The 20,089-nt window shown below is 57.3% G+C and carries 11 protein-coding genes, 2 tRNA genes and 3 rRNA genes; 5 read left to right on the top strand and 11 right to left on the bottom strand.

Features of this window, described 5'->3' with window-relative positions:
- Positions 1-7: 7 nt before the first annotated feature.
- The gene (cysD, locus tag DLM_RS07440; RefSeq protein WP_089084156.1) at positions 8-931 is read right to left on the bottom strand and encodes a sulfate adenylyltransferase subunit CysD; all 924 of its coding nucleotides are present in this window, start codon (positions 929-931) and stop codon (positions 8-10) included.
- A 224-nt stretch (positions 932-1,155) separates the two neighbouring features.
- On the opposite strand from cysD, the gene DLM_RS07435 reads away from it, so the two are divergent.
- Positions 1,156-2,547 carry a GAF domain-containing protein gene (locus tag DLM_RS07435; RefSeq protein WP_089084155.1) on the top strand — a complete coding sequence of 464 codons (1,392 nt, stop codon included), beginning with the start codon at positions 1,156-1,158 and terminating at the stop codon, positions 2,545-2,547.
- 25 nt (positions 2,548-2,572) lie between these two features.
- Complete coding sequence (locus tag DLM_RS07430) at positions 2,573-3,670, top strand: LD-carboxypeptidase (protein WP_231960125.1); 1,098 nt, start codon at positions 2,573-2,575, stop codon at positions 3,668-3,670.
- 265 nt (positions 3,671-3,935) lie between these two features.
- Here the strand turns inward: DLM_RS07430 and rrf are convergent.
- The 10 genes from rrf to DLM_RS07380 all read right to left on the bottom strand — a co-directional run bounded on the left by rrf (position 3,936) and on the right by DLM_RS07380 (position 15,081).
- A 5S ribosomal RNA gene (gene rrf / locus DLM_RS07425) occupies positions 3,936-4,050 on the bottom strand.
- A 146-nt stretch (positions 4,051-4,196) separates the two neighbouring features.
- A 23S ribosomal RNA gene (locus DLM_RS07420) occupies positions 4,197-7,083 on the bottom strand.
- A 285-nt stretch (positions 7,084-7,368) separates the two neighbouring features.
- Positions 7,369-7,444: transfer RNA gene (locus DLM_RS07415), tRNA-Ala, on the bottom strand.
- A 4-nt stretch (positions 7,445-7,448) separates the two neighbouring features.
- Positions 7,449-7,525 (bottom strand) — tRNA-Ile (locus DLM_RS07410).
- A 64-nt stretch (positions 7,526-7,589) separates the two neighbouring features.
- Positions 7,590-9,125, bottom strand: a 16S ribosomal RNA gene (locus DLM_RS07405).
- The 16S, 23S and 5S rRNA genes sit together here with 2 tRNA genes alongside, the layout of an rRNA operon.
- A 468-nt stretch (positions 9,126-9,593) precedes the next feature.
- Positions 9,594-11,912 (bottom strand): Tex family protein, encoded by a 2,319-nt coding sequence (locus DLM_RS07400; protein ID WP_089084855.1) that lies wholly within the window; start codon positions 11,910-11,912, stop codon positions 9,594-9,596.
- Between the two features lie 59 nt (positions 11,913-11,971).
- Positions 11,972-12,328 carry an STAS/SEC14 domain-containing protein gene (locus tag DLM_RS07395; protein WP_089084854.1) on the bottom strand — a complete coding sequence of 119 codons (357 nt, stop codon included), beginning with the start codon at positions 12,326-12,328 and terminating at the stop codon, positions 11,972-11,974.
- Between the two features lie 145 nt (positions 12,329-12,473).
- A complete protein-coding gene (locus DLM_RS07390) occupies positions 12,474-13,343 on the bottom strand; it encodes a DMT family transporter (protein WP_231960123.1) in 870 nt (289 codons plus the stop codon).
- Between the two features lie 33 nt (positions 13,344-13,376).
- A complete protein-coding gene (locus DLM_RS07385) occupies positions 13,377-13,862 on the bottom strand; it encodes a hypothetical protein (protein ID WP_231960121.1) in 486 nt (161 codons plus the stop codon).
- 109 nt (positions 13,863-13,971) lie between these two features.
- Positions 13,972-15,081, bottom strand: coding sequence for an aromatic ring-hydroxylating oxygenase subunit alpha (locus tag DLM_RS07380; RefSeq protein ID WP_089084853.1), 1,110 nt, complete (start codon positions 15,079-15,081; stop codon positions 13,972-13,974).
- A 659-nt stretch (positions 15,082-15,740) separates the two neighbouring features.
- Here DLM_RS07380 and DLM_RS07375 point away from each other — a divergent pair.
- The 3 genes from DLM_RS07375 (at position 15,741) to DLM_RS07365 (ending at position 19,809) form a co-directional block, all read left to right on the top strand.
- Positions 15,741-16,934, top strand: coding sequence for an acetate/propionate family kinase (locus DLM_RS07375; RefSeq protein ID WP_089084852.1), 1,194 nt, complete (start codon positions 15,741-15,743; stop codon positions 16,932-16,934).
- Positions 16,935-16,959: 25 nt separating this feature from the next.
- Positions 16,960-19,038 carry a phosphate acetyltransferase gene (pta, locus tag DLM_RS07370; protein ID WP_089084851.1) on the top strand — a complete coding sequence of 693 codons (2,079 nt, stop codon included), beginning with the start codon at positions 16,960-16,962 and terminating at the stop codon, positions 19,036-19,038.
- A gap of 492 nt (positions 19,039-19,530) precedes the next feature.
- On the top strand, positions 19,531-19,809 hold the full coding sequence (locus tag DLM_RS07365; protein WP_089084850.1) for a hypothetical protein: 279 nt from the start codon (positions 19,531-19,533) through the stop codon (positions 19,807-19,809).
- The last annotated feature ends 280 nt before the right edge of the window (positions 19,810-20,089 follow it).

Here is a 20,089-nt window from a genome sequence, read left to right as displayed (position 1 = left end):
GCCGGGCTTAGAAATAGCCTTCCATCTTCTTCTTTTCCATCGAACCTGCCTGATCATGGTCGATCAGACGGCCCTGACGCTCGCTGGTGGTGGTCAGCAGCATTTCCTGGATCACCTCCGGCAGCGTGGCGGCAGTGGATTCCACCGCGCCGGTCAGCGGGTAACAGCCCAGCGTGCGGAAGCGCACCTGCTTCTTGGTGATGCTGGCTTTTTGCTCGGGCGTCAGGTATTGCAGGATGCGGTCGTCATCAATCATCACCAGCGTGCCATTGAGGTTGACCACTTCACGCTCGGCGGCGAAATACAGCGGCACGATGTCGATGTTTTCCAGGTAGATGTACTGCCAGATATCCAGCTCGGTCCAGTTGGACAGCGGGAACACGCGGATGCTCTCGCCCTTGTCGATCTTGCTGTTGTAGATGTTCCAGAGTTCCGGACGCTGGTTTTTCGGGTCCCAGCGGTGGTTCTTGTCGCGGAAGGAATACACGCGCTCCTTGGCGCGGGATTTCTCTTCGTCACGACGCGCGCCACCAAAGGCCGCGTCAAAACCGTATTTGTTCAGTGCCTGCTTCAGGCCTTCGGTCTTCATCACGTCGGTGTGCTTGGCACTGCCTACGGTGAACGGGTTGACGTTAGCCTTCACGCCCTCTTCATTCACATGCACGATCAGGTCCCAGCCTTCGGCTGCCTGCTTGTCGCGCAGGGCGTACATGTCCTTGAACTTCCAGGTGGTGTCCACATGCATCAGCGGGAACGGCGGCTTGCCCGGCGCAAAAGCCTTGCGCGCCAGATGCAGCATCACGGCAGAGTCCTTGCCGATACTGTACAGCATGACCGGATTTTCAAATTCCGCGGCCACTTCGCGAATGATGTGAATCGACTCGGCTTCCAGCTGCTTGAGATGAGTCAGCTTCTGTTGACTGATATTCATGGTTCCCGCCTGTTTCTGGCCTGCCTGCACTCCTGATGAGCACAGCACGATAGTTTGCTTGCCGCTCAATTTACCGGAAGGGCCACAAATTTCCAAAACCAGTTGGATATATCAATATGCACTATCCAAGTGAAAATTCAGTCCAAAGAGCAATAACGCAATACCGATTAAGCCATGCCGCACGGGCTGTTTAGCCATATAGTGACAAGCAGGGAGAAAACATCATGAACCGCGACAACAATAATGCGGAATACCAGCCCATCCGTCACATCCACGGCAGCGATGGCAGCACCTTGCTGCAGGCTGAGGCCAACGGACAGCAATACCTGCTCATGCCAATGACAGAGCAGACCGACACTGTCACACCGCCGCATGGTCTGCTGGCCAGACCATCTGACACCGCAACCGTGGGCGCGCAGGACTATGCTTGCTATCTGCTTGGCAAGCAGCAGTTGCTGGCAGACACCCTCCATCGCCGTGTGGACGACAGCGAGGCGGCCGGCATGGTGTGCGACATCCTGGAGGTTCTGCTGCATCTGCAATTACAGCAGCGCGCGCTGCCACATCTGGATGCCGAACACAGCCTGATCGACTCGCACGGTCAAATCAGCCTGCTCGGCTTGCACGCCAGCATTATCGAACAAGCGGTTCAACATACACTGGGCTTGTCCTATGCCACGCTTGGTGCCAGCACTGCCGACATGTGGAGCTTTCCCGCGCGCATCGTCAACAGCCTTGAACCCTACCCGCCCGGCCCGGTGCGCCAGCCACAACACAGCGGGGCCCGGCTGCGCATGCTGGGCAACCTGGCCAATGAACTGACTCAACTGCTGACAGGGCCGGCCAGCCTGCGCACCAGCCAGCTTCAGCCACTGCTGGCCCGTTACGAGCGAGCCTGCACCGTGGAAGCAAGCACCCTGCACGCGCTGATTGCCGCCAGCCAGGCCGAATTTGCCAGTTATTTGCATGAATGGAGCGGCGACAGCAGCACGCAAGGCAATGCCCAGCTACTGAAGACGGCTTCGCTTGGCCTCCAGCCCGACAGTCAGCACCTCCCCGCCACACCCGAACTAGAAGCCAGCTATGTCCATACCCCGGCGGCAACCACATCCTTGCTTTCCAGTGGCGTGCAGGACATCACCAGCACACTGCTGGGCAGTTATCAACTTAACGATCTGCTGCGCATGATTCTGGAAATCATGTACCGTGCGGTGGGCTTCGATCATGTGCTGCTCTGCACCCGGGATGCACGGCAAAACATTTTGCAAGCCCGCTTCGGCTTTGGAGAAGACACAGCCTTGCTGCTGAGCCAGTTCAAGGTGGATCTGCAGCAACAGGACAATGCTTTCTGCATTGCCATGGAGCGCAATGTCGACATATTCATTGAAGACGCCAGCGCCCCGGCCATCAGCAGCCATATCCCACTGTGGTACCGCCAACTGGATCTGGCACAGACGTTTATCATCTTTCCGCTGGTGCTGGAAAAGAGGAAAATAGGCTTTCTATATGGTGACAAAAAGCAGGCGCACAGCCTGCCATTGCGCCCAGACGAACTTAACCTGCTCAAAACACTGCGCAACCAGGCTTTACTGGCCATCCGCCAGAAGCAGAACTGAACCGGTACACCTCCAGGAAAGCCGCTTGCCCACCAACATCATGACACGCAGAAAGCTGCTGCAATACGGCCTCGGCACAGCCGGGGCCATGCTGCTGCAGGCCTGCGGCACCGCGCTGCAGCGATCTGCCACCGTCAAACCAGCTCATAGCACCATGCCACTGCAAACCCAGGAAATCGCGCTACTCGCCTGCTCAGGAACATTGCCCAACGCCCTGCAACGCCAACACGGCGTGGAGCGACTGCAACAGGCGGGTTTTAACATCAGTAACCGCAGCGCAATCGATCGTCAATACCAGCGCTTTGCCGGGACCGACCAAGAACGGCTGCAGGACCTCAACCACCTGACACAGCGCCAGGACATGCCGCGCATGCTGCTGGCTGGACGTGGCGGTTATGGTGCATGCCGCCTGTTGCCATACATCGACTATGCCAGGCTGTGTCCCATGCTCAAGGAAGCCGGCACCCAGATCATGGGCTACAGTGATTTCACCGCCATCCAACTTGCCTTGCTGGCCAAGGGCGGAGTTGGCAGCTTTGCCGGCCCCATGCTGTACAGCGACTTCGGCGGGCGCAAGCTCAGCCCGATGACCATGCAGCACTTCATCCAGGCGACAACAACGGAAAACTGGACCGTCTCCACCCCCACTCCACAAGCCAGCACGGCAACAGGTGAGGGCATATTCTGGGGCGGCAATCTCAGCGTCTTGTCCAGCCTGGTCGGCAGCCCATACCTGCCGGACATTCGCGGTGGCTTGTTGTTTCTGGAGGATGTAGGCGAGCAACCCTACCGCCTCGAGCGCATGCTGCAACAACTCTATCTGGCCGGTATTTTGCAGCGGCAAAAAGCCATCTTCCTGGGTGATTTCGCCATGGGCCGCATCGTGGATGCCTACGATGCAGGCTACACGCTGGATACCGTGATTGCACAAATACGCAGCCAGCTAAACATCCCCGTTTTCACTGGCATTCCGTTCGGACACATTCACGACAAAACCACCCTGCCGCTGGGCTACCCTGCCCGCTTCACTGCCAATGAAACCGGCCTTTCGCTTACCTTCAGTCACTACCCGGTGCAGCCTGCCAGCGGACTCACGCTGGAACGGCTGCTGACGGAAAGCTAAGCCCGGAAACAATAAAGCCACCCAAGGGTGGCTTTATGTTTGGCTTTTTGTTTGGCACCGCAGCAGGCCCAGCCGGACTTCAGGCTGACTGCGCGCTGGCAGCCTTCCCTACAAGGAAGCGCCGTGCAGCACGGGCAAAGAAAAGTTCAGCAGCAAGAAGACCGCCGCAGATGGCGGGCAGTACAGTCCGTTCTGACTGATTGAGAATTAGCCGACCATAAAAGCACAAAGCCCAGCTCGATTGAGCTGGGCTTCTGTAAGGGGAGTCTGGCAGTGTCCTACTTTCACATGGCGAATGCCACACTATCATCGGCGCTAAGGCGTTTCACGGTCCTGTTCGGGATGGGAAGGCGTGGGACCACCTCGCTATGGCCACCAGACATAAACTGTCAACAAACTTGAAGAAGCTTTGTCATCCAGACTTCGTCTGAATCACTGAATTAATTAGGTATCTTATCTTGGATCTTTGATCGCGTCGCACATTCACTATCCATCCGGTCTCGGTTTCCCAAGCCACTCAAATGATAGGATCAAGCCTCACGAGCAATTAGTATCGGTTAGCTTAACGCCTCACAGCGCTTCCACACCCGACCTATCAACGTCCTGGTCTCGAACGACTCTTCAGGAGGGTCTAGCCCTCAGGGAAGTCTCATCTTCAGGCGAGTTTCGCGCTTAGATGCTTTCAGCGCTTATCTCTTCCGAACTTAGCTACCCGGCAATGCCACTGGCGTGACAACCGGTACACCAGAGGTTCGTCCACTCCGGTCCTCTCGTACTAGGAGCAGCCCCCGTCAAACTTCCAACGCCCACTGCAGATAGGGACCAAACTGTCTCACGACGTTTTGAACCCAGCTCACGTACCACTTTAAATGGCGAACAGCCATACCCTTGGGACCGGCTACAGCCCCAGGATGTGATGAGCCGACATCGAGGTGCCAAACACCGCCGTCGATGTGAACTCTTGGGCGGTATCAGCCTGTTATCCCCGGAGTACCTTTTATCCGTTGAGCGATGGCCCTTCCATTCAGAACCACCGGATCACTATGTCCTGCTTTCGCACCTGCTCGACTTGTCGGTCTCGCAGTTAAGCTACCTTTTGCCATTGCACTATCAGCACGATTTCCGACCGTACCTAGGTAACCTTCGAACTCCTCCGTTACACTTTGGGAGGAGACCGCCCCAGTCAAACTGCCTACCATGCACTGTCCCCGATCCGGATAACGGACCAAGGTTAGAACCTCAAAGGGGTCAGGGTGGTATTTCAAGGTCGGCTCCACAGGAACTAGCGTCCCTGCTTCAAAGCCTCCCACCTATCCTACACAAACCACTTCAAAGTCCAATGCAAAGCTACAGTAAAGGTTCACGGGGTCTTTCCGTCTAGCAGCGGGGAGATTGCATCTTCACAAACACTTCAACTTCGCTGAGTCTCAGGAGGAGACAGTGTGGCCATCGTTACGCCATTCGTGCGGGTCGGAACTTACCCGACAAGGAATTTCGCTACCTTAGGACCGTTATAGTTACGGCCGCCGTTTACTGGGGCTTCGATCAAGAGCTTGCACCCCATCACTTAACCTTCCAGCACCGGGCAGGCGTCACACCGTATACGTCCACTTTCGTGTTGGCACAGTGCTGTGTTTTTGATAAACAGTCGCAGCCACCGATTCTCTGCGACCTGTCGTAGCTCCCACCGCAGGGTGTTCACCACAACAGGCATACCTTCTCCCGAAGTTACGGTATCAATTTGCCGAGTTCCTTCTCCTGAGTTCTCTCAAGCGCCTTAGAATTCTCATCCTGCCCACCTGTGTCGGTTTGCGGTACGGTTCTTGTGTAGCTGAAGCTTAGTGGCTTTTCCTGGAAGCGTGGTATCAGTCACTTCAGGTCCGTAGACCCTCGTTATCACTTCTCGGCGTTAAAGAAGGGCGGATTTGCCTACCCTTCACGCCTACCGGCTTGAACGACCTATTCCAACAGGCCGCTGACCTAACCTTCTCCGTCCCCACATCGCACTACACAAAAGTACGGGAATTTTAACCCGTTTCCCATCGACTACGCTTTTCAGCCTCGCCTTAGGGGCCGACTCACCCTACGCCGATGAACGTTGCGTAGGAAACCTTGGGCTTTCGGCGAGCGGGCTTTTCACCCGCTTTATCGCTACTCATGTCAGCATTCGCACTTCTGATATCTCCAGCATCCCTTACGAGACACCTTCACAGACCTACAGAACGCTCCCCTACCATCTGCACTTACGTGCAAATCCGCAGCTTCGGTTATCAGTTTGAGCCCCGTTACATCTTCCGCGCAGGACGACTCGACCAGTGAGCTATTACGCTTTCTTTAAATGATGGCTGCTTCTAAGCCAACATCCTGGCTGTCTGGGCCTTCCCACTTCGTTTACCACTTAACTGATCATTTGGGACCTTAGCTGGCGGTCTGGGTTGTTTCCCTCTTGACGATGGACGTTAGCACCCACCGTCTGTCTCCCATGCTCGCACTTTCCGGTATTCAGAGTTTGCCATGGTTTGGTAAATCGCAATGACCCCCTAGCCATAACAGTGCTTTACCCCCGGAAGTGATACATGAGGCACTACCTAAATAGTTTTCGGGGAGAACCAGCTATCTCCGAGTTTGTTTAGCCTTTCACCCCTATCCACAGCTCATCCCCTAGTTTTGCAACACTAGTGGGTTCGGACCTCCAGTGCGTGTTACCGCACCTTCATCCTGGCCATGGATAGATCACTCGGTTTCGGGTCTACGCCCAGCAACTAAAGCGCCCTATTCGGACTCGGTTTCCCTACGCCTCCCCTATGCGGTTAAGCTTGCTACTGAACGTAAGTCGCTGACCCATTATACAAAAGGTACGCAGTCACCCCTTGCGAGGCTCCCACTGTTTGTATGCATCCGGTTTCAGGTTCTATTTCACTCCCCTCCCGGGGTTCTTTTCGCCTTTCCCTCACGGTACTGGTTCACTATCGGTCGATCACGAGTATTTAGCCTTGGAGGATGGTCCCCCCATCTTCAGACAGGATTTCGCGTGTCCCGCCCTACTTTTCGTATGCTCAGTACCAAGAATGAAATTTCGTGTACGGGGCTATCACCCACTATGGCGGACATTTCCAGGTCCTTCCACTATCTCAATCTCTATCACATACAGGCTATTCCGCGTTCGCTCGCCACTACTGACGGAATCTCGGTTGATTTCTTTTCCTCGAGTTACTTAGATGTTTCAGTTCACTCGGTTCGCTTCCACAGACCTATGTATTCAGTCTGGGATACCCTTGCGGGTGGGTTTCCCCATTCGGATATCGCGGGATCAAAGCTCTATTGCCAGCTCCCCCGCGCTTTTCGCAGGCTTACACGTCCTTCATCGCCTGTGATCGCCAAGGCATCCACCAGATGCACTTAGTCGCTTGACCCTATCATTTCAGTAACCTGAGTTACCAATCCGACAGGATTGTGTTTGTGCGACATGTCACACCGCCCCTTTTGTGATGGCGACATGACATTAGATACAATCAAATTCCCAAGATGACGATTTGTCCTGCATGCAGAGTTAACTTCATGCATTTCATTTCGCCGTCTAATTAATTCGGCTTCTTCAGTTTGTTAAAGATCGGGCGTTCGACCTTGCGGTCAATTCAACGCAAACAAAAAGATACCCGGAAACAACGTTTCCAGATGCGTTTTTGTTTGAGTTGAGGTGGTGGAGGATGACGGGATCGAACCGACGACCCCCTGCTTGCAAAGCAGGTGCTCTCCCAACTGAGCTAATCCCCCAAACTGGTGGGTCTGGAAGGACTCGAACCTTCGACCCCTGCGTTATCAACACAGTGCTCTAACCAGCTGAGCTACAAACCCAGTCAAACCCTTAAAATCTCGAATAACCGATAGGCTGTGAATACTTGACGATCGCCTTCTCTAGAAAGGAGGTGATCCAGCCGCAGGTTCCCCTACGGCTACCTTGTTACGACTTCACCCCAGTCATGAATCCCACCGTGGTAAGCGGCCTCCTTACGGTTAGCCTACCCACTTCTGGTGAAACTCACTCCCATGGTGTGACGGGCGGTGTGTACAAGACCCGGGAACGTATTCACCGCAGCATGCTGATCTGCGATTACTAGCGATTCCGACTTCACGCACTCGAGTTGCAGAGTGCGATCCGGACTACGATCGGTTTTATGAGATTGGCTCCACCTCGCGGCTTGGCTACCCTCTGTACCGACCATTGTATGACGTGTGAAGCCCTGGTCATAAGGGCCATGAGGACTTGACGTCATCCCCACCTTCCTCCGGTTTGTCACCGGCAGTCCCATTAGAGTGCTCAACTAAATGGTAGCAACTAATGGCAAGGGTTGCGCTCGTTGCGGGACTTAACCCAACATCTCACGACACGAGCTGACGACAGCCATGCAGCACCTGTGTTACAGCTCCCTTTCGGGCACCAATCCATCTCTGGAAAGTTCTGTACATGTCAAGACCAGGTAAGGTTTTTCGCGTTGCATCGAATTAATCCACATCATCCACCGCTTGTGCGGGTCCCCGTCAATTCCTTTGAGTTTTAACCTTGCGGCCGTACTCCCCAGGCGGTCAACTTCTCGCGTTAGCTACGCTACCAAGGATTCAAACCCCCAACAGCTAGTTGACATCGTTTAGGGCGTGGACTACCAGGGTATCTAATCCTGTTTGCTCCCCACGCTTTCGTGCATGAGCGTCAGTGTCATCCCAGGGGGCTGCCTTCGCCATCGGTATTCCTCCGCATCTCTACGCATTTCACTGCTACACGCGGAATTCTACCCCCCTCTGACGCACTCTAGCTGTGCAGTCTCCAATGCAGTTCCCAGGTTAAGCCCGGGGCTTTCACATCAGACTTACACAACCGCCTGCGCACGCTTTACGCCCAGTAATTCCGATTAACGCTTGCACCCTACGTATTACCGCGGCTGCTGGCACGTAGTTAGCCGGTGCTTATTCTTCAGGTACTGTCATCCCCCAGCGATATTAGCGCTAGGAATTTCCTCCCTGACAAAAGTCCTTTACAACCCGAAGGCCTTCTTCAGACACGCGGCATGGCTGGATCAGGCTTGCGCCCATTGTCCAAAATTCCCCACTGCTGCCTCCCGTAGGAGTCTGGGCCGTGTCTCAGTCCCAGTGTGGCGGATCATCCTCTCAGACCCGCTACTGATCGATGCCTTGGTGAGCCTTTACCTCACCAACTAGCTAATCAGACGTCGGCCGCTCAAATAGCGCAAGGTCTTACGATCCCCTGCTTTCCTTCTCAAAGCGTATGCGGTATTAGCTATCCTTTCGGATAGTTATCCCCCACTACTCGGCACGTTCCGACGCATTACTCACCCGTTCGCCACTCGTCAGCGGAGCAAGCTCCCTGTTACCGTTCGACTTGCATGTGTAAAGCATGCCGCCAGCGTTCAATCTGAGCCAGGATCAAACTCTTCAGTTCAATCTCATAGCAAATTTTCTGGCACGCAAGATCAAAGAAAATAACAAGTATTTCTTGTCTTGCAGTGCAAGTATTTGGCTTTCGCCAAGCACTCACACCTATCGGTTATTCTGTTTTTTAAAGAGCGGTGCAGGTCGCTGCGTTTCGTTTCCGTCGCTGCGTTGTCTGCTGAGGAGGCGAACTATACCGCCCTGCCCCACCCTCGTCAACACTTTGTGCGAATAAATCTGCAGGATTTGCCAAAATTCCGTCCCGCAGACCGCTAAGTCACTGAACGGTAATACTTTATGAAATACGGGTTTCATGGCTGTTTTGCTGCGCATGCACAGTCAGCGGCGCACTGGCGTCCATCCTGATGCTGACCCACGGGGGAAACTGGCGCAAAAAGCGGGTCTCACCACCGGCACAGGCAGCAAAAAGCCCGGCTGCGCCGGGCTTGGTGACTTCCATATAGATGCAAGCGCGTATTCAGCGCTGCTTCAGCTTGGCAAATGCCGCAGCCATGGCTGACTCGCCAGCGGGCTGCTGCGCACGACCTTGTGACGGGCGGTTACGCTGCTCTCCTGCTGGGCGGGCGTTGTCAGAACGGCCGGCACGGCTGTTTGCACCCACTTCGTCATTCAGCCGCATGGTCAGGGCGATGCGCTTGCGCGCCACGTCCACTTCCAGCACCTTGACCTTAACCACATCACCGGCCTTCACCACCTTGCGCGGGTCGTCGATGAATTTGCTGGACAGTGCGGAAATATGGACCAGGCCATCCTGATGCACGCCAATATCCACAAAGGCACCAAAGTTGGCCACATTGGTGACCACCCCTTCCAGCACCATGCCGGGTTGCAGATGCTTGATGTCCTCGACACCATCCTGGAAGGTGGCAGTCTTGAACTCCGGCCGCGGGTCCCGACCCGGCTTGTCCAGCTCTTTCAGGATGTCCATGACGGTGGGCAGGCCGAAACGCTCATCGGTATAGTCAGTTGCCTTGACCGACTTGAGCGTCACCGAATCCCCCAGCAAGGACTTCACCTCCCGGCCCAGCCTGGCAACGATTTTTTCTACCACCGGGTAGGCTTCCGGGTGTACCGACGAGGCATCCAGCGGATTGTCACCGCCGCTGATGCGCAGGAAGCCCGCTGCCTGCTCGAAGGTTTTCTCACCCAGGCGCGGCACTTTCAACAGTTGCTTGCGGTTCCTGAACGCGCCGTTCTGGTCGCGATAAGCCACGATATTGGCGGCCAAGGTAGCATTCAGCCCGGAGATGCGGGTCAGCAGCGGGACGGATGCGGTATTCACGTCCACACCCACGGCATTCACGCAATCTTCCACTACAGCATCCAGCGCGCGTGCCAACTGGCTTTGGTTGACGTCATGCTGATACTGGCCCACGCCGATGGATTTGGGGTCGATCTTCACCAGCTCGGCCAAAGGGTCCTGCAAGCGGCGGGCAATGGAGACTGCACCGCGCAAGCTGACGTCCATATCGGGGAATTCCTTGGCTGCCAGCTCGGAAGCCGAATACACCGAGGCGCCCGCCTCGGACACCACGATCTTGGTCATGCCCAATTGCGGGTAAGCCTTGATCAGGTCCTGTGCCAGCCTGTCGGTTTCCCGGCTGGCCGTACCATTGCCAATGGAAATCAGGTCAACATGGTGACGGGTACACAGAGCACCCAGAATGGCGATGGACTTGTCCCATTCGCGGCGTGGCTCGTGCGGGTAGATGGCGGTGGTGTCCAGCACCTTGCCGGTACCATCCACCACGGCTACTTTCACGCCGGTACGCAAGCCCGGATCCAGGCCCAGGGTGGCGCGCTGACCCGCCGGTGCCGCCAGCAGCAAGTCGTGCAGATTATCGGCAAACACCTTGATGGCCTCGCCATCTGCCGCTTCTTTCAGCTTGCCCATCAGGTCCAGCTCCAGCGACAGGAAGATCTTGGCGCGCCAGCACAGACGGACACCATCCAGCAGCCATTTGTCGGCAGCGCGGCCCTTGTCTTGCACACCAAAGCGCTGGGCGATCATCAATTCGTAAGCGGAACGCTCGGTAATCGGCGTTTCATCCGGCTGATATTTCAATGCCAGACTGAGCACGCCTTCATTGCGACCGCGCAGCAAAGCCAGCGCACGATGGGATGGCGTGGCGCGAATGGCTTCGCGATGGTCGAAGTAGTCGGCAAACTTGGCACCTTCCTGCTCCTTGCCCGCCACCACACTGGCAGCCAGCTCGCCTTCGTTCCACAACTTTTCGCGCAGGCGACCCAGCAGCTCGGCATCTTCGGCGAACTGTTCGATCAGGATGGCACGCGCGCCATCCAGTGCAGCCTTGACATCAGCCACACCAGCCTCGGCATTGAGATAGCCTTCTGCCAATGCTTCCGGCTGTTGCGTGGGATCGGCAAGCAGACTGTCAGCCAGCGGCTGCAAGCCGGCTTCGCGGGCGATTTGCGCCTTGGTACGACGCTTGGGCTTGTAAGGAAGGTAAAGGTCTTCGAGTGCCGTTTTGTTGTCGGCAGCGTACAGCGCAGCGGTCAGCTCAGGGGTGAGTTTGTCCTGGTCGCGAATGCTGGCGAGGATGCTGTCGCGACGTTCATCCAGCTCACGCAGATACACCAGCCGCTCGGCCAGGGTACGCAACTGGGTGTCGTCCAGCCCGCCGGTCACTTCCTTGCGGTAGCGGGCGATAAAGGGAACGGTGGCACCACCGTCGATCAGTTCGATGGTGGCCGCCACCTGGTTTTCACGTACGGCGAGTTCAGTGGCCAGACGACTGGCAATGCTTTTCAACATCGGTTTTTATTCTTTCGTGCTGAACAAAAACCGCTACTGTACCGCCATTCACTCCAAAATCAAGCAGCAACCGGCTTTGCCAACCAAGCCTGAGCCTCTTCCACCGTATCGAAATATTCAAGATGGTTGTGTGACAGCAGGCCGGCAATGTGGGCCGCCAGCTTGATCCATACATCATTCACTACCAAGGCAATGCGGCCAAAATCCTGCTCGTGCGCGCGCACGAACTTGACCTCTTCCAGCGCCATATCAAGGGTAAAGTCCACCAGCTCGGACAGATCCAGCAGCACATCCGGCTTGCCTTGTTCGGCAACGCGCTTGACCAGCGCGTCTTCAAACAGCTTGAAATCTGCCAGCGAGAATTCATTAAACAGCGCCACATCCAGACCATAATCCTGTTCGCGGATAGAAATCATGCTGCATCTCCTAAAGTGTGAGTTTTGCCTGTTATTGTTGATGAAACCACGCCGGCATCGATGGCGTGATCATGATTGTATTCTAGTGCGCGGCGGTGAAGATTCTGCTGACAACCGTCAAGGAGTGGCATGTTTTTGGCATGAATCAGCGCAGTGCAGCCAGCAAACCCGCCCCGACAATCAGGCCCATGCCCAGCAAGGCATCCGGCCCCAGCGCATCACCCCACAGCAAGACGCCCAGCAAGGCCGAGAACACCACGGTGAGGTAGGCAAAACTGGCCACCAGATATTTACGCCCCACCTTGTAAGCCATGGTCATGGCCAACTGCCCCAACATGCCGCAAACTCCCACCCCCAGCAAGGCCGATACATTGCCAGCATGCACCGGCGAGAAGCCCGGACCAAGCAGCAGCCATATCGCCCCGAACAGGCTGGCGATGGCAAAAAACCAGAACACCACCCGCCAGGATGGTTCGCCCATCTGGCCCAGCTCCCGCACCTGGAACACGGCAAAGCCAGCGCTGATGCCGGACAGCAGGCCCACCACGCCGGCCAGCCATTGATCCGAGCTGAAGGTAGGCCGCAACAATAGCACGATGCCCAAAAAGCCCAGCCCCAGCGCCAGTGCGGCCGGGCGTGACAGCTTGTCTTTGAGCTTGACCACGCAAATCAGCGAGAAAAACAGCGAGGAGGTGTAGTTGAGCGTAACCGCCGTGGACAGCGGCAAATGGGTGAGCGCATAAAACAGCGCCGACATGGACAGATAGCCGACAAAGCTGCGCTTGATATGACCCAGCCAGTGCGGCGTGGACAGCGACAGCCCGCGCCAGCGGATGGCGGCCCCCAGAATGACGGTGCCGATCAGGGTGCGCCAGAACAGCAGCTCAATAGCATTGAAGTGCTGCGCACCGGCTTTGACAAACACGCCCATCAGCGCAAAGAAAGCCGCAGCAATTACCATCCAGCCCGCCCCCAAGCGGCCATGACGCAGACGGGCAAACAGCGATTCAGCCATGCAAACAACACTCCCGTGGCATTTCAGCCGGCATCATGGCTTGCGCAAGCTGGTGGCCGACAAGCAGATGGCTTCCATCTGGTGACGGTAGGTTTTGAATTCGGATGCATTGGCCGCACAGCGCGCTTCCAGCAGGCGCTTGCCTGGCGTTGGCAGGAAAACATGCAGATTATGCCGCACGATCCACAAGCGCCCGGAAACGAAACGACCCTCGCGATATTCGGTCACCAGCCGCCCGGTGTGGGAATTGAGCCGGGCATACAAGGCGGCCTCGCGATCGCCATCTGCCTGGCGGTAGCGGCGCAACAAGCGCTCCGGCGCATCTTTTCGTCCCGCCTTGTACTCCTGCAGCGTCACTTCGATGGCGGCACGCTCGCGCTGGTCTGCCTTGGGCGGCACCACCTTGATCACACGCACGCCCTCCTGCACCACGCTGCGCACTTTCCAGCCTGCCGGCAAGGTAAAGCTGATCTTGCTGGCCGGATCGGTAAAACTGGCGGCCAGTACGGGCCCAGCCATCAGGCTGATGCCAAGAATATAGAGATGTTTTTTCCAGTGCATTGTCATCAAGACAAAGAAAAAGGCGCGGAAACCCGCGCCTTTGCCATTCTGCACTGAAACGCCCGGCTTAGCCAGCCATCGCATCGCCCATCAGGCGACGATAGAACTCGTGGAAGTGTTGCATTCCTTCCTCGGTGGGGTATTGATACGGCCCCACTTCGCTCTCGCCCCGCAGCCACAGAGCCCGACGGCCCAGGTGCATGCGATAGCAGATTTCGTCGTCTTCCTTGGCGGTTTCGAAGTAGGCGGCCTGCTCTGCCTCGACGAATTCCGGCTCGAAATACACCACATCTTCCGGGTAGTAGAACTCGGTGATGACGGTGCATTTTTCCGGGCCACGCGGAATCACCACGCTGACCACCAGCACATGCGGATACCACTCCACCATGATGTTGGGGTAGTAGGTGAGCCAGATAGCGCCGAATTCGGGCTGACGGTCGGCAAAGCGGCGGCGCACTTCCTCGTGCCACTTGCCATACACGCGCGAGCCGGAACGGGCCAACTGGTTTTTCACCCCCACCGTCTGCACGTGATACTGCGCACCCCACTCCCACTTGAGTTCGGCGCAATCGACAAAATTGCCCAAACCCGGATGGAAGGGATCGACGTGGTAGTCCTCGGAATAGACTTCGATGAAAGTCTTCCAGTTGAAGTCATACTCGGTGGTATGCGTCGAATGGAAGGCAAACTCGGAGAAGTCCAGGTGTTTGGCCACGCCAAGCTGCGCCAGATCGGCGGCGATGTCACGACCGGCATCAAACAGCAAACCGTTCCAGTTGGTCAGTTGCGTCTGATTCAGGTTCAGGCAAGGCGTTTGCGGGAAATGCGGCGCGCCCAGCAGCTTGCCTTCGGCGTCGTAAGTCCAGCCATGCAGATTGCACACCATGTGGTTGCCATTGCCGCGACCCTGATAAATCAGCGCCTGACGATGGCGACAGACGTTGGAAATCAGCTTGATTTCACCGCCCACATTCTTGAGCATCTTGCCGTGGCCCAGCCATTCCAGCGTGTGATAGTCGCCCTCATTGGGCACCATCAGCGCATGGCCGTAGTACTGCGGAGCAGTGGCAAACAGTTGTTTTTGCTCCAGCTCGTAATGAGCCGGGTCAAAATAGGTATAGATAGGCAGCTGAGCAGCAGATGCTTGCAGCATCTGCGAAGAAGCCAGATCAGACATTATTCCCACACCTCCGTGGAAGAAGATATAAGACCAGCCGAATCTCGCTAAACGAGTTTACGGAACCATCAAAACGATAATGAAAACAAAGGCAAAGCCCCTGCTTTTCGAGGGCGGGATTATGCCCCGCCCCGCAAGGGGGGGCAAGCTATTTTTGGCGATGACAAGCCGCCGCAGAATGAAACATTGCCACTACAAAGCGTATTTTTGCGGATTTTGACACAAAAACCCCACGGTCAGCCTTAAAAATCATTGCGTTAGCGCAAGTTGTGCGCAGCAATATCAGCACTTGATGATGGCTATGCTATACTCGGCGCACGGTTGAACCGGCAAAATGGCCAGAGGCTAGCTGAAACGTGACAGCAAGCTTGCACATGGCGTGCCAACACCGCATCCGCCACTGGCGGACAGCAGGTGCAAAGCCACGCCAGCAAAGCAATGCAGCAACAAGGTAAAACCCGTATTGCAGCCTTGTGGGACCCACCGGATAATCGCCAGCCGGCTCATGCCGATCAAAGGAAAATCAAGAGGAGCCCGTCTACTGCACAGCCGGTCATCAGGCCGACACAGTCATAACCTTAATATGGCCAATCCACCGGATTGATGCAGTGATTTTCCCCACGGACCCCTTTTTCGTCATTTACGACCCCCCAGTGCCTATGAAATCAAGCATTCTCGTTATCAACTGCGGCAGTTCCTCGCTGAAATTTGCCCTGATCGACACCACCACCCAGCAAGCCGTCCTGACCGGTCTGGCAGAAAAACTGGGCCTGGAACAAGGCCAGATCAGTTTCAAGCATGCAGGCCAGAAAGACAGCCAGGCGCTGCGCGAAGCCAACCATGCTGCAGCCATGCACGCCATCATTGCGCGGCTGCGTGAACTGGACTTGCTGGACAGCGTCAAGGCCGTAGGCCATCGCGTGGTGCATGGCGGCGAACACTTCAAAGCCTCCGCAGTCATCGACGACACTGTCATCGCCGAAATCGAGAAATGCGCCAAACTGGCTCCGCTGCATAACCCGGCCCACCTGCTGGGCATTCGCACCGCCATGCAGCAATTCCCCGGCCTGACCCAGGTGGCCGTATTCGATACCGCCTTCCACCAGAGCATGCCGCAACAGGCCTATCTGTATGCCGTACCCATGCAGCTATACCGCGAGCATGGCGTGCGCCGCTATGGCTTCCACGGCACCAGCTACCGCTTTGTCACCGGCGAAGCGGCACGTCTGCTGAACAAGCCGCTGGAAGAAACCGCCTTTGTCTGCGCCCACTTGGGCAACGGTGCCTCCGCCGCTGCCATCAAGGGTGGCAAGAGCGTGGACACCACCATGGGCCTGACCCCGCTGGAAGGCCTGGTGATGGGTACCCGCTCCGGCGATATCGATCCGGGCATCTTTGGCTATCTGGCTTCCGAACTGGGCCTGGACGTGAATGGCGTCACCGATCTGCTGAACAAGAAGTCCGGCCTGCTGGGCCTGTCCGAGCTGTCCAGCGACTGCCGCGAACTGGAAGACGCCGCCCTGGCCGGCCAGCCAGAAGCCATTCTGGCACTGGATATTTTCAGCTACCGCCTGGCCAAGCACATTGCCGCCCTCACCGTGGCACTGGGCCGACTGGACGGCGTGCTGTTTACCGGCGGCATTGGCGAAAACTCGTCCTACCTGCGCGCCCGTGTCATCAAACAGCTAGGCTTCCTGGGCCTGCAGCTGGATGAAGCAGCCAATGAAGAGTGCATTCGCGGCAAGGCTGGCCGCATCACCACCGCCGACTCCGTGCCTGCCCTGGTGATCAACACCGATGAAGAACTGATGATTGCCCTGGACACCGCCCAACTGGCGGGCTTGTCCGTCTGAGGCAGCGCAAGAAAGAGTCCGAAGCATGCATACTTTTTTCCTGGCACCGACCGGCTTTGATGCCGGACTCACCTCGGTAGCGCTGGGCATGATCCGCGCGCTGGAGCAATCCGGCCTGCGCGTGGGTTTTGTCAAACCCATCGCGCAGGGGGCGGACAGCTCACCCGAGCGCTCCACCCACTTTGCCCGCGCCATCTGCCACCTCAACCCGCCAGAACCTCTGGCGATGGAACGGGTGGAACACCTGCTGTCGCTGGGCGAAATCGACCAGTTGATGGAAGAAGTGGTATCGCTCTACCAACAGGCCTCGCACAATGTGGACCTGATGATCGTGGAAGGCCTGGTGCCAGACCAGAAACAGGTGTTCTCCACCTTCCTCAACACCAAGGTTGCCCGCAATCTGCAAGCACAGACCATCCTGGTGACTGCTGCCGACAAGCTGGCCAGCCATGAAATTGCCGAGCAACTGGAACTGAGCATGCAAGCCTTCGGCGCGCAGCCGGGCCACGTGGCAGGCTACATCCTCAACCGTCTGCCCAAAGAGCAAAACGCCCAGCAACTGGCCATGGAAATCCAGGAGGCCGGCAATCTGCTGCAGAAGAACCGCCTGCCGATGATCGGTGCCATTCCCGCCGAGCCGGAACTGCTGGCCCCGCGTACGCTGGATGTAGCCCACTACCTGCAAGCGCGTGTGCTGCACGCCGGGCAGATCAGCCGCCGCCGCGTACGCAGCATGGCCGTGACCGCGCGCACCGTACCCAATGTGGTGCATCTGCTCAAACCCGGCGCGCTGATTGTCACCGCCGGCGATCGCGAAGACATCGTGCTGGGCACCTCCATGGCGGCAATGAATGGCGTACCGCTGGCCGGCCTGCTGCTGACCTGCGATTCACTGCCCGATCCGCGCATCCAGCAACTGTGCCACCAGGCCTTCACCAGCGGCCTGCCGGTGATGTCCACCACCCACAACACCTTTGAAACCGCCAGCATCCTCAGCAATATGAGCCGTCAGGTGCCGGCGGACGACCTGGAACGCATGGAACGGGTGATCGACTTTGTGGCCGAGCACCTGGATGCCGACAAGCTCAAGCGCAATGTGGGCGCGCCGCGCGAACACCGCATGCCGCCACCGGCCTTCCGCTACCAGTTGATGGAAAAAGCCCGCCGCGCCGGCAAGCGCATCGTGCTGCCGGAAGGCAACGAACCGCGCACCGTCAAGGCCGCCGCCATCTGTCAGGAAAAGGGCATTGCCCATTGCGTGCTGATTGGCAACCGCGCCGAGATCGAACAGATTGCCGAAGCCCAGGGCGTCACCCTGCCCGCTTCGATCGAAATCCTCGATCCCAACGAAGTACGCGGCAACTACATCCAGCCCATGGTGGAACTGCGCAAGGGCAAGGGCCTGAACGCACCGATGGCCGAGCAACAGTTGGAAGACAATGTAGTGCTGGGCACCATGATGCTGGCGCTGGGCGAAGTGGACGGCCTGGTATCCGGCGCGGTTCACACCACCGCCAACACCATCCGCCCCGCCCTGCAACTGATCAAGACCGCCCCGGAAGCCAAGCTGGTTTCCAGCGTGTTCTTCATGCTGATGCCGGAACAGGTGCTGGTTTATGGTGACTGTGCGGTCAACCCGGACCCAAGCGCAGAAGACCTGGCCGACATCGCCATCCAGTCGGCAGACTCCGCCGCCGCCTTTGGCATTCCGCCGCGCGTGGCGATGATTTCCTACTCCACCGGCAGCTCCGGCAGCGGCTCGGACGTGGAAAAAGTGCGCGAAGCCACTCGCATCGCCAAGGAAAAGCGCCCGGACCTGGAAATCGACGGCCCGATGCAATACGACGCCGCCAGCGTGGAGTCGGTCGGCCGCCAAAAAGCCCCGGACAGCACCGTGGCCGGCCGCGCCACCGTGTTTGTGTTCCCGGACCTCAACACCGGCAACACCACCTACAAGGCAGTACAGCGCTCGGCAGGCGTCGTCAGCGTCGGCCCCATGCTGCAAGGCCTGCGCAAACCGGTGAACGACCTGTCGCGCGGCGCATTGGTGGACGACATTGTCTACACCATCGCCTTGACCGCCATTCAGGCCGACAAACGCTAACCCTGCACATCAGCCGGCAAACAGCCCGACAAGCCTTGCTTGCCGGGCTGTTTTTTTACCATGGCCGATACAGGTCAGATACTTCCCCCTTCAGCGCGTAAGACAACAGCCCCTGCCACAGCACCGGACAGGCCATAGCTGGCAGCCCAGCTTTGCGCCCATGTTTCTTGCCTTCCCACCCGCAGCACTAGATAATCCCCACCGTGCCGTTCAATAGCGGCATCGGGATTGGCGTCCTGTAATCAGACGGACTTTGGTCAAAGCCCATGCTTTGTCGCGTCCGTACACCATTGCACGTCTTCTATGGCGGGCCATGGTGGGAGCCTCTTACGAGGCGCCGTTCCTGGTTACGGTACGCCAATCCTGCCATGTGCCTGCCACCCCCGATTGGCGTCGGGCGGCAGGTAAACATTCCAGGAGACCATTCATGATTTTCCCTGTTTACTTGCTTGCCGCCTCCGCCCTATGCCAACCAACGGGAGGGCGCAGCTCATGACACACCAAACCACCACACCCATCCTCCCCCTGATTCGCCAACACATCGTCCTGCTGCAGACCATGCTCCAGCAGGACCGCTTTGCCGCACTGCGCAGCCCGGTGCAGGATTTGGCACGTGGTTTTGCCCAGCTGGAATCCGCATTGCGGCAGCAGGCCCAGACGCTGGAGGCGGTATTGGCCTTGCTTGCCTTGCACCCGTCTGATGCCTACCGCAGGCACTTAATGCAGGGCTTGCTAGGTTTGCAGCAGCAACAACAGCAATTGCTGGCTTAAACCCGCGTAATTCATCCATGTAAAGCAACCCGGCTGCCAAATGGGCAAGCCGGGTTGTTGTTAGCGTCGAAACAAACACTGCACCAGCCCGAATCTGCCCTCCTGGCGATTCCCCTCAGATCTTTTGCTGCGCGCATTCCGACATTGCGAGAGTCCCAACAGAGCCACCGCATGCTCCATTGCCACAGGCTGCCGCCCTAGCGGCCAAGCCAGCGAACAACGCTTTGTCCATCGAGATGGCTGCTCCATAAAACACACACTGCCGCCCCTTGCAAAGCAA

Origin of the sequence: Aquitalea magnusonii (assembly GCF_002217795.2) — a bacterium.
GTDB classification, from domain to species: Bacteria; Pseudomonadota; Gammaproteobacteria; order Burkholderiales; family Chromobacteriaceae; genus Aquitalea; species Aquitalea magnusonii_B.
Note: the sequence above shows the minus strand (reverse complement) of the source record. Positions and strands in the feature narration are given on the sequence as shown.

Coding starts and splice junctions, on each gene's coding strand:
- cysD (WP_089084156.1), bottom strand. CDS start 931: ATGAATATCAGTCAACAGAAGCTGACTCATCTCAAGCAGCTGGAAGCC.
- DLM_RS07435 (WP_089084155.1), top strand. CDS start 1,156: ATGAACCGCGACAACAATAATGCGGAATACCAGCCCATCCGTCACATC.
- DLM_RS07400 (WP_089084855.1), bottom strand. CDS start 11,912: ATGTTGAAAAGCATTGCCAGTCGTCTGGCCACTGAACTCGCCGTACGT.
- DLM_RS07395 (WP_089084854.1), bottom strand. CDS start 12,328: ATGATTTCTATCCGCGAACAGGATTATGGTCTGGATGTGGCGCTGTTT.
- DLM_RS07390 (WP_231960123.1), bottom strand. CDS start 13,343: ATGGCTGAATCGCTGTTTGCCCGTCTGCGTCATGGCCGCTTGGGGGCG.
- DLM_RS07385 (WP_231960121.1), bottom strand. CDS start 13,862: ATGGCTGGGCCCGTACTGGCCGCCAGTTTTACCGATCCGGCCAGCAAG.
- DLM_RS07380 (WP_089084853.1), bottom strand. CDS start 15,081: ATGTCTGATCTGGCTTCTTCGCAGATGCTGCAAGCATCTGCTGCTCAG.
- DLM_RS07375 (WP_089084852.1), top strand. CDS start 15,741: ATGAAATCAAGCATTCTCGTTATCAACTGCGGCAGTTCCTCGCTGAAA.
- pta (WP_089084851.1), top strand. CDS start 16,960: ATGCATACTTTTTTCCTGGCACCGACCGGCTTTGATGCCGGACTCACC.
- DLM_RS07365 (WP_089084850.1), top strand. CDS start 19,531: ATGACACACCAAACCACCACACCCATCCTCCCCCTGATTCGCCAACAC.